Source organism: Marinococcus luteus (assembly GCF_900106595.1).
GTDB lineage: Bacteria > Bacillota > Bacilli > Bacillales > Marinococcaceae > Marinococcus > Marinococcus luteus.
On sequence record NZ_FNNC01000001.1, the window covers coordinates 94,693 to 108,405 of the forward strand.

A 13,713-nucleotide genomic window follows, 5' to 3' on the forward strand; every position below is an offset into this window, starting at 1 on the left:
GAACCTTGCACATTCAAAATAAGTATAAATTTTTAAAAAATGAGAATATTACTTTGACAGATGGCCTAGTTCTTGCGTATGATAATTTATATTTAGAATTATCAGTCATTGAAGATAATTCTGATTGATCCTATCGGGATAAGATAGATAGATCCTGCATTAGATAAGAGGAGGAGAAGGATGAACGGTCTAGAGAATATTAAAAAGGTACTAGTAGCAAACCGCGGTGAAATTGCTATACGCATATTTCGGGCGTGCACCGAATTACATATACGCACCGTGGCTATTTATTCCAATGAAGATGTAGGGGCGTTTCACCGTTATAAAGCAGACGAAGCATACTTAGTAGGGGAAGGGCAGAAGCCAATCGATGCGTACCTGGATATCGAAGACATTATCCGTACGGCAAAAGAGAACGGGGTCGACGCGATTCACCCGGGCTACGGGTTTCTTTCTGAAAATATTGATTTTGCCAGAAGATGTGACGAAGAAGGCATCACCTTCATCGGGCCTGAAACCCGTCACCTGGAGATGTTCGGGGATAAAGTCAAAGCAAGAGAAACAGCTATCGCTGCCGATCTTCCGGTTATTCCAGGAAGCGACGGGCCGGTAGACAGTGTGGAGGAAGTAAAGGACTTTACTGACAAGCACGGATTCCCGATCATGATTAAAGCTTCCCTTGGCGGCGGCGGACGGGGCATGCGTATTGTCCGCGACGCAGAATCGCTGGAGGATGCTTACGACCGGGCGAAATCCGAAGCCAAATCTGCTTTTGGCAACGACATTGTTTATGTTGAAAAGTTCGTGGAAAATCCAAAGCACATTGAAGTACAGGTGCTCGGTGATAAAGCAGGAAACGTCATACATTTATACGAGCGTGACTGCTCAATTCAGCGCCGTCACCAGAAGGTAGTGGAGGTAGCGCCGAGTATTGCGCTCGACGAGTCGCTGCGTGAACGTATTTGCGATGCAGCCGTCAAGCTTGCCAGAAATATTGAATACGTTAATGCGGGCACGGTGGAGTTTCTTGTAAACGACCAGGGCGAATTTTTCTTTATTGAAGTGAACCCGCGTGTGCAGGTGGAGCACACAATTACAGAAATGATTACCGGGGTGGACATCGTGCAGTCCCAGTTGAAAATCGCTGACGGGGGCACTCTGCACGACGCTTCCATAGATATTCCGGAGCAAAAAGATATTAAAACGTTTGGGTATGCTATCCAGTCCCGTGTGACGACAGAGGACCCTGCGAATGATTTTATGCCGGATACAGGACGGATTATGGCTTACCGTTCAAGCGGCGGCTTCGGAGTGAGGCTCGATGCTGGTAACGGTTTCCAGGGAGCGATCATTTCCCCGTACTACGATTCGCTGCTTGTAAAAGTATCTACATGGGCGCGCACGTTTGAAGGAGCGTCTGAAAAAATGCTCCGGAACCTGCGGGAATTCCGGATCCGCGGTATTCGTACAAACATCCCGTTTCTGGAAAATGTCGTCCAGCACGAGAAATTCATTACGGGCACATACGACACATCCTTTATCGATTCGAGTCCGGAGCTGTTCGTCTTTCCGGTACGTCAGGACCGCGGAACGAAAATGCTCACATTTATCGGTGAAACGATTGTAAACGGGTATCCTGGGCTTGAAAATACACCAAAGCCGACGCTCAACAAGCCAGTGGTCCCAAAAATCGATAAGAAAAAGCCGATACCGAGAGGAACGAAGCAGATTCTCGACGAACAGGGGCCGGAGGGACTTGCGAACTGGGTCAAAGATCAAAACGAAGTGCTTTTGACCGACACCACGTTCCGCGACGCCCACCAGTCGCTGCTTGCCACCAGGGTCCGGAGCGACGACCTGAAGCGTATCGCAGAGCCAACCTCCCGGATGCTCCCTAACTTATTCTCCTCCGAGATGTGGGGTGGGGCTACTTTTGATGTGGCCATGCGCTTTCTGCATGAAGATCCGTGGACCCGGCTGCTTGAACTTCGTGAGCGCATGCCGAACACGCTCCTGCAGATGCTTTTCCGTTCGTCCAATGCCGTGGGATACAAAAACTATCCGGACAACCTGATTAAAGAGTTTGTTCAAAAATCAGCATATGCCGGCATCGATGTTTTCCGTATCTTTGATTCCCTTAACTGGCTGAAAGGCATGACGCTTACGATTGATGAAGTGCGTCAGACAAATAAAATTGCTGAGGCAGCTATGTGTTATACAGGGGATATTCTCGACCCTAAACGGGACAAATATGACCTGAAATATTATAAAAATCTCGCAAAAGAGCTTGAAAACGCCGGCGCCCACATTCTGGGCATCAAAGATATGGCAGGCCTGTTAAAGCCGGAAGCCGCGTACCAGCTTGTCTCTGAACTTAAGGATTCGATTTCCATCCCGGTTCACCTGCACACGCATGACACGAGCGGCAACGGTATTTTCACATATGCCCGTGCTGTTGAAGCAGGAGTGGATATTGTCGATGTGGCTGAAAGTTCCATGGCAGGTCTTACTTCGCAGCCAAGCGCAGACGGCCTGTACTATGCACTGGCAGGCAACAAGCGCCAGCCGAAAATTGATGTTGGCGCCCTGCAGGAGCTCAGTGACTTCTGGGATACGACGCGTGAATACTACCAGGGCTTTGAAAGCGGTATGCGTTCGCCTGCACCTGAGGTATATGAACACGAAATGCCGGGCGGCCAGTACAGCAATCTGCAGCAGCAGGCCAAAGCGGTAGGCCTTGGCGACCGCTGGCGGGAAGTGAAAAAAATGTACCGCCGTGTCAATGACATGTTTGGGGACGTTGTAAAAGTAACACCTTCGTCGAAAATCGTTGGGGATATGGCACTGTATATGGTACAGAACGACCTGACAGAAGAGGATGTTTACGATAACGGCCAGAACCTCGACTTCCCGGACTCCGTAGTGGAATTCTTCCAGGGGTATTTAGGGCAGCCGCACCAGGGCTTCCCGGAAAAACTTCAAAAAATTATTTTGAAGGACCGTACCCCGATTACGAACCGTCCGGGTGAAAACCTCGAACCGGTCGACTTCAAAGCTATTGAAGAAGAGCTCTTTAATACACTCGACCGGCCAGTGACGAGCCATGATATGATTTCCTACGCGATGTATCCAAAAGTATACATGGAGTTTGAACAGTTCCGGCAAAGCTTCAGTGATGTATCTATGTTGGATACACCGACATTTTTCTACGGGCTCGAGCTCGGGGAGACAGTGGAAGTGGAAATCGAAAAAGGAAAAACGCTGATCGTGAAGCTCATTTCTGTATCAGAGCCGGATGAAACCGGTCATAGAAATGTGTACTTTGAATTGAACGGGCAGTCCCGTGAGGTGGTTATTAAGGATAAAAACGCCAAGGTGGATGCCAATGTACGTCCGAAAGTAGACAAATCAAATCCTAACCAAATCGGAGCAACGATGCCTGGAACCGTGCTGAAAACCTCTGTAAAAGAGGGAGATGAAGTGGCTAAAGGCGACCAGCTTATGATTACAGAAGCAATGAAGATGGAAACGACCGTACAGGCCCCATTTGATGGAAAAATCAAAGGCGTGTATGTAGGAAATAATGAACCGATCGAATCGGGAGATCTCCTTCTCGAATTTGAATAACAGGTAAAAAAGATCGGCCGGCGGGCCGGTCTTTTTTTATGATGAATATAAAAAGGAGGTATTTTTCCCAGCATCGAGAAAAACATTTCTGGAAAGATAAATCTGTTTGGGGGATGTTTTCTTCAGGAAAAAGCGTAAAATAAACGGAAAAAAGGTATAGAATTGAAGAGGAAGCATTAGGGTTTAAAAGGAGCGGAGTGTATGACGGAAGTAAGTGCTTTATGGATGCGAAGGGATTTAAGGTTAACAGATAACCGGGCAATGCATGAAATGCAGCGATGGGTGGAAGCAGAAGAAGACAGGCAGTGGTTCCTGGTTTTTCATCTTGATCCGCACTTTTATGAGTATTCGTGCCCTCATCATGATTATTTTTTTCAAAATCTAGAAAAATTTCGCAAAGAATGCGATGATCAACATATACAATTATATTTTCTGCACGGTTCGGCGGATGAGGCTTTCACTTACTTAAAAGAGAAGGTGCCGGCGCTTACGCATCTATTTTTTAATGAAGACGAGGCACCGCAAGCCGCCCGCCGGGACGAGCAGGTACTAAAAGAAATGCAGCAGCGAAGTGTAGAAACACATGCTTATAAAGACGCTCATTTTCATCGCTCCGATGAAGTGAAGAAAAAAGACGGCGGGCTCTATTCTGTCTACACTCCTTATTATCGTGCCTGGCGCCAACTTGAAAAGGAACAGCCGTTTGAATGCAGGCTAGGTCGCATAATCAGCCAGCAGGCCCGTTTGGACCTGCCGCAAAAAGCTGCTTATAATAAACTGTCTTCTTATTTGAACAATAACGGAAAGACGTGGGAGCGCACGGCGGAGAAAGATGGGCGGGAACGGCTGGAAACGTTTGTGGAGGAAATCGCCCCGGAGTATCATGAAACGAACAATGCCCTTTCCAGTGATGGCACAAGCCGGCTGTCTGCCTACTTAAAAACCGGCCGGCTGTCAGTGCGGACGATCTATCAAGCCCTCTCAGAGCAGCTTGAAGAAGGGAACCCGGGAGCTGAAGCTTTTGTAAGTGAACTCGCCTGGAGAGATTATTATAATATGATTCACGCCACGCGCCCTGAGCTGAAAAATACGGAGCTGAAAGAAGCGTATCGGTATCTGCCGTGGGAGTATGATGAAAAGAGACTGGAGAGATGGAAGGAAGGCCGTACCGGCTATCCGATTGTAGATGCCTGTATGCGGCAGTTAAATGAGATAGGCTGGATGCATAACCGTGGAAGAATGATCGCTGCTTCCTTTTTAACTAAGGATTATTTGATCGACTGGCGAGAAGGGGAGAGATATTTTGCTGAAAGGCTGATTGATTATGATCCTTCTTCCAATGCCGGCGGATGGCAGTGGGCTGCTTCCACTGGTACAGATGCGGTGCCGTACTTCCGTGTCTTTTCTCCAGTAAGGCAGAGTGAACGTTTTGATCCGCAGGGCGACTATATTCGTGAATATGTGCCGGAGCTGCATAGAGTGCCGAAAAAATATATTCATACTCCGTGGAAAATGAATGAACAGCAGCAAAAGGAGTATGGCTGCATCCTCGGGCAGGACTACCCGAAGCCCGATGTAGACCACGCGGTACAGCGAAAGAAAGCAATTGAGATGTTTAAAGGAGAGTAAGCCATGGACATTCGCCGTATGAAAAAATCAGAAATCGATCAGAGTCTGGATCTGGCCCAATATGCTTTTCAAATTCATTTAACAGAAGAACAGCGCCGGGAAAGGCGGCGGACTATCGTTCCCCAGGATAACTGGGTCGCGGTCGAGCGGGGAAAGGTACTCTCTAAGGTAGCTATTTTCCCTACGGTAATTTATCTCGGGGAAGTAAAGATGCCGATGGGAGGAATCTCCGGTGTGGCAACATGGCCGGAAAAACGCCGTGGGAGCCTGGTGCGTTCACTGCTGAAAGAAGCGCTGGTGGATTTGAGGGAGAGGGGGGTTCCCATCTCGATGCTTTATCCGTTTTCGACTTCCTTTTACCGAAAATTCGGCTGGGAAGTGTTTTGTGATACAAAGCACTGGAAGGTGACGAAAAACGAGCTTCCGGACACTGGAGAGCCTGAAAAGGGCAGCATCCGCCGAATTTATCAGCAGGACTGGCAGATTCTCGACTATATCTATCAGAAGTGGGCGAAACAGTATGCCGGCATGATTGCGCGGTCTGAACAGTGGTGGAAAAACCGGACGCTCCAGCGTAAAAAAGGTAATGCTGCTGTATACACTGATGCGAATGGTTTTGACAGCGGATATGTGTTGTATGAGGTGAAAGAGCAGCAGCTGACCGTGCATGAATTTGTGGCCTGGCATGAAGATGCACGCAGAGAATTGTGGCGGTTTCTGGCGAATCATGATTCCATGATTGAAACGGCCAAAATTTCTCCAGTTATTGATGATCCCAGCCGTTATTTACTTCCGGAGCCGAAAATTGAAGAAACGAGAAAAAGCTACTTTATGGCCCGGATTGTCGATGTATATCCATTTTTGCATCAGTATCCGTTGAATCTGCCGGTTGAGGAGTCCTTGGTGCTGCATGTGGAGGATGACTTCTGTGATTGGAACAATACGAGCTGGCAGCTGTATAAATCGAAAGAGGGCCGTACAGAAATTAAAGAAGTTCTCTCAAACCGTACCGGTATTGAACTTTCCATTAACACATTGACCGCCCTTGTTATGGGGTATATTACCGTTCGGGAGGCCGAGCGAACGTCGCTCGTGAAAGGAAGTAAACAGCAGCTGGAGCTGCTTGACCATGTTCTGCCGGGATTCACTCCATTTATGTACGACTTTTTCTAATGCAAAGAAGCAGGCCTTTTAATGATGAAGGCCTGCTTCTTTTTGCTGAATGCTGTTGGAGGTGCTGGTAAGCTCTGCTGATGAAACGGCCGGCCGTCTCGTAATGATCACGAGCATATAGGTCATGATAGAGAAAATGATGCTGATCGTCAGCGCATGAATAAGCACCGATGTTAAGTGAGGCGCCCCGAAAAGGAGCGCGATACCTGCGCCTGCCTGAACGAGTATTAAAACGAATGTCATCACACTCATAGCTGTGAGGGACGTATAGGCCCTGAATCGTTTTAGCGTCCAGATCATCAGAACTGCAACGACAATCATGAGGGCGACAGCAGCGCCGCGGTGGATCCACCCGGCCATCTCCGATCCGCCGGAATGCTTCACGTAGGCTCCGGTATAGATGACGGCATAGGAATAGACGATAGTAGCGATCAGGTAACTGCGGTAGCCTTTCGTTACTTTTGGCTGCAGCGACGGCTTCTCGTTATCCTCAAATGCGAGTATTGTGAGCATGATAACTGTGGCAAGCGAGATGGCACTGATGCCGAAATGAAGCGCGAGCACGAGACTCGAGTTTCCCCAGATGACAGCGCCGGCTCCCATTAATCCCTGAAAGATAATAAACAATACAGCCATCAGCGCCATGAATTTTGTCTCCCGTAAGTGGGAAAGCTTCACGGACGACCAGATAGCAAGAATGATAACAAAAAGCCCCATCAGTCCCGACCAGAGCCGGTGGCTGTATTCAATAATAGTGGCGACGGCAGGGTTGGAAGGTACTACTTCCCCGAAACAAAGCGGCCAGGTGGCACCACAGCCTTCGCCGGATCCTGTGTTAGTCACCAGAGCTCCCTGAAGCAGTACAATGAGCATGCCGATGGAAGTAATGACGCCGAATGTGCGTAGTCCCCAGTGCAAAATAAGTCACTCCTTCAATATAAATGCAATTAAATAAATGCAGTTAAAAATTTCGCGTTTTTCTTACATAATTAATCGTAGATTTCCAGCCTGAAAAAGTCAATTTTTAATCCTGAGACTTGCATGAACAAATATTGAAATGTGAAAAATATGTGAAAGCAGGAGGGCCAAAGAAAAAACGTTCACCGGATTGTTAATTCAGGGTTCTGCAAAAAGCTGCATGATTTAGTATAATATAACCGCTACCAGATAAGAGGGGGAATATACGTGTCGCAATTAAAGGCCGAAGAACAGAAGCGCACTAATCGCATGCATACATGGATCGTGATTCTGCTCAGTGTGATTATTAATGGGCTTGTAACGATTTTGATTTTTGTAGAAGGCGGCGGACAGACATTTAATGGCTTCGATCTGACCATTCTGCCGATGATGAATGCAATTTTTAACAGCTTTACGACTGTGTTTTTACTCGGGGCTTTATACTTTATTTTAAGAAAAAATATTAAGATGCACCGCCGGTTTATATACGGAGCATTCTCGACCACTGCTCTTTTTCTCGTCACGTATCTGGCGTATCACAGCCTTGCTTCGAGCACGTCCTACGGCGGGGAAGGGATCATTCAGTATGTGTATTATTTTATTTTGATCTCTCACATTATTTTGGCAGCATTGATCGTGCCGCTTTCAATCTATACTTTCTTAAAAGGATTTACGTATCAGGTACAGAAGCACCGCAAAATTGCACGGTGGACGATGCCGCTGTGGCTCTATGTAAGCATTACCGGCGTAGTGGTTTATTTCATGATCGCCCCTTATTATTGAGAAAAAAAGGAAAGCCGGCGGGCTTTCCTTTTTTATAATCTGAAATTTAATTTGATAAGCCCTGCTTCCCGAGCAGACGTAAAAGCAATAACTGCGAGTGGACCGACGATAAAGCCTACTACGCCGAGAAGGGTAAGTCCGAGATACAGGCTGATTAGTGTGGCCAGCGGGGAAAGTCCGATATGGTGTCCCATTACCTTTGGTTCGACCGTGCGGCGAATAATGAGCAGAACAATACCAAGCGCCAGCAGCTGTGTTCCAAGGACAAGATCGCCGCTGATATACATATAGATAGACCACGGGGCGAGGATGGCGATCGAGCCGATAATTGGAATGAAATCAACGGCCCATATGATCAGACTCATCACAATCGCGACTTCCGGGGTGAAAATCATTAATCCGATAAACGTAACCGCGAGTATAATTAAGCTGACTAAAAATTGAGCTTTGAAGAAGCCAAGAATTACTTCAGCGAGCCGACTGGTCATGAATTGAAATTTCTCAGTGGTTTCAGGCTTTAAAAAGGAATAGAATTTGTCCGTCAGTCTTGGGAGATCGATCATGAACAAATAAAGAGCGATCAAGTACACTAAAAACATGATTAAATAGCCGGGAATGGAAGCGATAATCGCTGTCGCCTGATTCAGCAGGTCGTCGCTTGCGATATTTTCCTGAAGGCCTGTGAGCATCTCGGCAATCCGGTCGTTGATCTGATCAATGGTGTCCTGCGGCAGATTCCACTGCTCGTAGCGGTTGTTCAGCCCGGTTTGAATGTTTTCTACGGTTTCCACAAGATTGCTGATATATGTAGGGAGGTTTTTGGAGAAAGCCACCACCTGGGTAATCACCTGCGTAATCAACAAATAGCCGAGTAGAATTAATAGTAACAGAAAAGCCGAGAAAACGATCATGACTGAAAACGGCCGTTTGATCTTAAGAGAACGCATAGCGAGGCGCACAGCCGGAGAAAGGGCCAGGGCTGTCAGCCAAGCAAGAATAATAGGACCCGAGACAGGCAGAATAAAGTAAAGAGCGACAAGGGCAAGAACGATGCCGATAAATCGGAAGATATTTTTTTTTGTCAGCAGGGCGGTCACAGGGAAACTCCTTTCATCAAAATGAAGCAGTATGTACGTACTTTATTCATTATAATGTATTTAAACGGATAGTAGTACTAAATTAATGGAAGTTGAGTCAGGAGCGGGAAGCCTGTTTTAAATAAAAGGTGCCGTCTGCTTTTGCGATGAGCCGGCTTTCTTCATCATAAACTGCGGCTTCGGCATAGGAGATCCGGCGGCCGACAGTGATCGGGGACGCTTTGCAGGTGAGCTCGCTGCCGGTGCCGGCAGAGATAAATTGCACGTGAATATCGATCGTTAAAATATCGCCGGGAACAGGAGACAGCTCCGAAAGGAGCACCCCCATGGAATTGTCCATTATCGTTGTCAGTACGCCGCCGTGAACGATGCCGTGAGTGTTATGCAGGCCGGAATGAACGGGAATTGATGCGCAGAGCGTTTCTTCGTCCTGCCAGTAGGTGGAAGTGTTCATTAAATGCTCCACGCCGCTTCTGGCGTCTGAAGAGTCCCAGTCGTGCAGCAGTTTAAGGTAATGCTTAGTCAGCTCTTTGGCTTCCGGGGATCCATCTTCCAGAATGTTTTCAAGCATCTCCTGTTCTGTCAGCTGGGGTGAATGTTTTTCTGTCATGTTTGTCATCCTCTCCGTAGTGCACTTCTTTTTATATTGTAGCAATAAGATAAAAAGCGAACAAATATGATGATTCTTTCTTCATAGAATGAGGGGATCCATGATAAAATAAAAGCGGAGGTGAATGTATGTCTGTAATAGAAGCATCGACGTCTGTAGATATACTCGAGCAATCGGAACAGTTAGGACACATGGTTGTGGAGTCTGATATATATATCGAATATAAGGAAGCCAAAAAAGCAATGAAGGAAGATCCGGAAGCCCAGGAAAAAATTAATAATTTTTTAAGCTGGAAGGATCAGTACGAAGAAGTACAGCGCTTCGGAGCATATCACCCGGACTATAAAACAACTGCTAAGCAGGTGAGAGTCGTAAAGCGGGAAATGGATATGCATGAGACAGTCATCCGGTACCGTCAGGCAGAAAAAGCGCTTGATAATTTACTGACAGAAATATCCACTCTCGTAGCAGAATCCGTATCATCTTCAATCAAAGTGCCTACAGGCAATCCGTTTTATGATAACCAGTCGTGCGGCTGTTCGACCGGGGGAAGCTGCGGCTGCTCCTGATAAACATAAAACCTCCTCTTTTAGGGTATACCTCCTTTAAAGAGGAGGTTTTGTTATGTTTAAAGGTGTGTTTGAAGCCCAGACCGTAGTACCTGCGTCCAGAAAAGAAGTCTGGAATTACTTTCAGGACCCGGTACAGCTTGAAGAAATGACGCAGTTTCCCGAAGTCGAAGTAGAATCTTCCGGAAAAACAGAAGCAGGGGCGGAGATCCGTCTGTATCTTTATTTTGGTCTATGGAAAACTGTATGGGATTCGGTTATTACTTACGTGGATGAGCCGAACGTGTTTCAGGATGAAGGAAAAAAACTGCCTTTCCCGTTTACAGTGTGGAAGCATACTCATACTTTCCAGGAACTCGGACCGCTCACGGGAGTTCATGATTACATCGAATTTGAGTCAGTGGTGCCGGCCTGGATGGTGAAGTGCTTTTTAGGCGGAATGTTTAAAAGCCGCAAAGCCTTTGTGGTAAAACAGTTCAGCCCAGAAAATAAAGGAAGCTCCGCTTTTTAATTGAAAAGCGGAGCTTCCTTTAATCAGATTGAAATTCGCGGTGGACCATAACCAGAATAGCCCGCCGTGTAATGAGGCCGACAAAAGCACCTTCATCATCTTCAATACATACAAATGGATGGTTAATAGAAAGCGTCAACGCCTTCCCGAAGTTATCATCCACGTTCATTTTCGGAACTTTTTCCGACATGACCGATTCTACGGTATGCTCATGGAGCTTATCCATTTCGATCCGTTCTGTGCCGAGGATCGTATCAAGTACCTGGGCTTTGCTGATCTGGCCCTGTACACGGTAATGCATATCTAACACCGGGACCGCAGTGTAACCGGATTTAATTAGTATCAAAAGCGCATGGTCAAGGGGATTGGCTGCCTGTACATGGGCTACTTTTTCGTGGCCGATGATCAGTTCAGCTATTTCCTGATCCATAATATTTGTGTTTTTTAACTCATGAAGCACTGTCATCACATACTTTCATTGATTTCTCATAGAGTAAAAGAACGATAACTACAACGCAGAGATATAAAGACAAGTTGAATAATAAAAGGATTTCAAGGTTTCGTCAAGTTCCAAAAAACGTAATTAACGGTGATCTGGGCGCTTTTAGACAGACCAAAGACAGCTGTTGATTCAAATCGACTCAACAGCTGTCTTTTTGGAAGAAAATGGGGTCAGCCTTTACGCATATTGAAGGCTGCGTTCAGCTGGCCGCGCAGCATTCTCTCCCGCAATTCTTTGTTTTTCATTTTCTTTTGCTCCATGCGGCGGATTTCAAATGTCTGCATACCGTCTTCCATTTTTTCTGCAATATCGAGGAGCCGCTCTACATCCAAAAAAGAATATTTCCTGGTTCCGCCGGAGGTGCGGTCAGGGTAAATCAGTTTACGCTCTTCATAATAACGAATTTTTCTTTCAGAAAGTCCAGTTAATTCGCTCATAACTCCAATCGTAATTACTTTTTTATCTTTGTATGACGACATAGTTTGCTCCCCTTTTCATCTCTTTTGTAAGCTAATATACCATAATTACTTTTTCATGTATGGCCTTTTGTTAGATTACCTTACATATCAGAGGGTTGAAATTGTAAAATTAATGCTTGAACCCATGAAAAGGAGGGAATTAATAAATAAACGACTGCGGCTTATCAATTGTAAGTAATTGCTATGGATTACGAGTATAGAAAGGGCCACGGGTTCTTTTACATAAGAATCGGGCCAAATAGGCTTTAACCATTTATATTACTGATTGTTGACGAATAGAACATGTGATAATCTATTAATTGTGAAATTTTTGAACAATTCACATCATAATAACAAAGCAGGCAATATACACGAATGATATTTATACAAAGACTGGAAATAATGACAGGAGTGACAGAAAAATGAAAGTAGCTAAATTTGGCGGAAGCTCTTTGGCAAGTGCAGAGCAGATTAAAAAGGTGGCAGACATCGTAGCGACCGATGAAGACCGCAGGGTGGTGGTAGTCTCTGCCCCAGGTAAACGAAACAGTGAAGATACGAAAGTGACAGATTTATTAATTGCCCTTGCGGAAGCCTGCCTGGAGAATTCCGGGGTGGAAGAGGCCAAAAACAGAGTACTGGAACGCTTCCGGAGTATTACAGCCGAACTGAATTTATCAGACGACATTATTGCAACTATTGAAAGTGATATTGAAGCCCGGATTCAGTTCACCAAAAGTAACGAAGGACGTTTTGTTGATCAAATGAAAGCCGGCGGCGAAGATAATAGCGCTAAGGTAGTGGCAAGGTATCTGCAGAGTATCGGAACCGTCGCCGAGTATGTTAACCCAAATGATGCCGGCTTGTTTGTAAGCGACACTCCCGGTAATGCCCAGGTGCTCAACGAGTCCTACGACCACATTTATAAGCTGCGCGAGCGTGACGGAGTAGTAGTCTTCCCAGGCTTTTTCGGCTATTCGAAAGAAGGGGATCTCGTGACCTTCTCCCGGGGAGGTTCAGATATTACCGGCTCTATTCTGGCTGCAGGAGTACAGGCTGACCTTTACGAAAACTTCACAGATGTGGACTCGGTATTTGCAGCCAACCCGACGGTGGTGGACAGTCCGTGTGCGATTAAGCGGATGACTTATCGTGAAATGCGGGAGCTTTCCTATGCAGGATTCGCTGTTTTTCATGATGAAGCACTCATTCCGGCTTTTCGCAAAAAGATTCCGGTCTGCGTGAAAAACACAAATAATCCGCAGGGAAGCGGCACGATGATCATTTCTGAACGGGAATATTCATTGAACCCAATTATCGGTATTGCGGCAGATAAAGGATTTGAAACTATCTACGTGCGCAAATACTTAATGAACAGAGAAGTAGGTTTCGGCCGCCGGCTGCTTGCGATTATTGAAGACGAAGGAGTTTCGTATGAGCACATGCCATCAGGGATCGATGACACGTCCATCATTATCGAAGAAGGCCAGATGTCCAAAGAAAAAGAACAGCGTATCATTGAGCGGATCATGAATGAACTCGATGCAGACGACGCCTATATTGAAAAAGGCTACGCGATGATTATGCTCGTAGGCGAAGGCATGCATGAAACAGTCGGTGTAGCTGCCCGCGCGACCCGTGCATTCTCTGAAAAAGGCATTAACATTGAAATGATCAACCAGGGCTCATCTGAAGTGTCACTCAGTTTCGGTATTGCTGAAGAGCACGTTGATGAGGCCATCCGCGGTTTATATGAAGAATTTTTCAGCACGAAAGAAGTACTGCAGTAAAAATAAA

At 46.3% G+C, this 13,713-nt stretch carries 12 protein-coding genes; 7 read left to right on the forward strand and 5 right to left on the reverse strand.

From position 1 onward, the window contains the following. Positions 1-180: 180 nt before the first annotated feature. The 3 genes from pyc to BLV22_RS00515 all read left to right on the forward strand — a co-directional run bounded on the left by pyc (position 181) and on the right by BLV22_RS00515 (position 6,429). Positions 181-3,627 carry a pyruvate carboxylase gene (gene pyc / locus BLV22_RS00505; protein WP_091610155.1) on the forward strand — a complete coding sequence of 1,149 codons (3,447 nt, stop codon included), beginning with the start codon at positions 181-183 and terminating at the stop codon, positions 3,625-3,627. A 201-nt stretch (positions 3,628-3,828) separates the two neighbouring features. Next, on the forward strand, positions 3,829-5,256 hold the full coding sequence (locus BLV22_RS00510; protein ID WP_091610156.1) for a cryptochrome/photolyase family protein: 1,428 nt from the start codon (positions 3,829-3,831) through the stop codon (positions 5,254-5,256). A 3-nt stretch (positions 5,257-5,259) separates the two neighbouring features. Then, positions 5,260-6,429: a GNAT family N-acetyltransferase gene (locus BLV22_RS00515; RefSeq protein WP_091610158.1), complete on the forward strand. Its 1,170-nt coding sequence runs from the start codon at positions 5,260-5,262 to the stop codon at positions 6,427-6,429. Between the two features lie 18 nt (positions 6,430-6,447). Here BLV22_RS00515 and BLV22_RS00520 read toward each other — a convergent pair whose 3' ends face one another. Continuing rightward, on the reverse strand, positions 6,448-7,347 hold the full coding sequence (locus BLV22_RS00520; RefSeq protein ID WP_091610159.1) for a COX15/CtaA family protein: 900 nt from the start codon (positions 7,345-7,347) through the stop codon (positions 6,448-6,450). Positions 7,348-7,656: 309 nt separating this feature from the next. Between BLV22_RS00520 and BLV22_RS00525 the strand changes: the two genes are divergently transcribed. After that, positions 7,657-8,169, forward strand: a complete 513-nt coding sequence (locus BLV22_RS00525) for a DUF420 domain-containing protein (RefSeq protein WP_091612200.1) — start codon at positions 7,657-7,659, stop codon at positions 8,167-8,169. 32 nt (positions 8,170-8,201) lie between these two features. Here BLV22_RS00525 and ytvI read toward each other — a convergent pair whose 3' ends face one another. Together ytvI and BLV22_RS00535 are read right to left on the reverse strand one after the other, a co-directional pair. Then, positions 8,202-9,266: a sporulation integral membrane protein YtvI gene (gene ytvI, locus BLV22_RS00530; RefSeq protein WP_091610161.1), complete on the reverse strand. Its 1,065-nt coding sequence runs from the start codon at positions 9,264-9,266 to the stop codon at positions 8,202-8,204. A gap of 97 nt (positions 9,267-9,363) precedes the next feature. Continuing rightward, positions 9,364-9,876 carry a PaaI family thioesterase gene (locus BLV22_RS00535; RefSeq protein ID WP_176967578.1) on the reverse strand — a complete coding sequence of 171 codons (513 nt, stop codon included), beginning with the start codon at positions 9,874-9,876 and terminating at the stop codon, positions 9,364-9,366. A gap of 128 nt (positions 9,877-10,004) precedes the next feature. Between BLV22_RS00535 and BLV22_RS00540 the strand changes: the two genes are divergently transcribed. After that, positions 10,005-10,445, forward strand: a complete 441-nt coding sequence (locus BLV22_RS00540; RefSeq protein ID WP_091610164.1) for a YlbF/YmcA family competence regulator — start codon at positions 10,005-10,007, stop codon at positions 10,443-10,445. A 55-nt stretch (positions 10,446-10,500) separates the two neighbouring features. Further along, a complete protein-coding gene (locus BLV22_RS00545; protein ID WP_091610166.1) occupies positions 10,501-10,956 on the forward strand; it encodes an SRPBCC family protein in 456 nt (151 codons plus the stop codon). A gap of 19 nt (positions 10,957-10,975) precedes the next feature. On the opposite strand, the gene cbpB is transcribed toward BLV22_RS00545, so the two are convergent. Both cbpB and BLV22_RS00555 read right to left on the reverse strand, forming a co-directional pair. Further along, a complete protein-coding gene (cbpB, locus tag BLV22_RS00550; RefSeq protein WP_091610168.1) occupies positions 10,976-11,422 on the reverse strand; it encodes a cyclic-di-AMP-binding protein CbpB in 447 nt (148 codons plus the stop codon). A 206-nt stretch (positions 11,423-11,628) separates the two neighbouring features. Then, positions 11,629-11,937, reverse strand: coding sequence for a MerR family transcriptional regulator (locus BLV22_RS00555; protein WP_022792668.1), 309 nt, complete (start codon positions 11,935-11,937; stop codon positions 11,629-11,631). 401 nt (positions 11,938-12,338) lie between these two features. On the opposite strand from BLV22_RS00555, the gene BLV22_RS00560 reads away from it, so the two are divergent. Continuing rightward, complete coding sequence (locus BLV22_RS00560) at positions 12,339-13,706, forward strand: aspartate kinase (RefSeq protein ID WP_091610169.1); 1,368 nt, start codon at positions 12,339-12,341, stop codon at positions 13,704-13,706. Positions 13,707-13,713 lie beyond the last annotated feature (7 nt).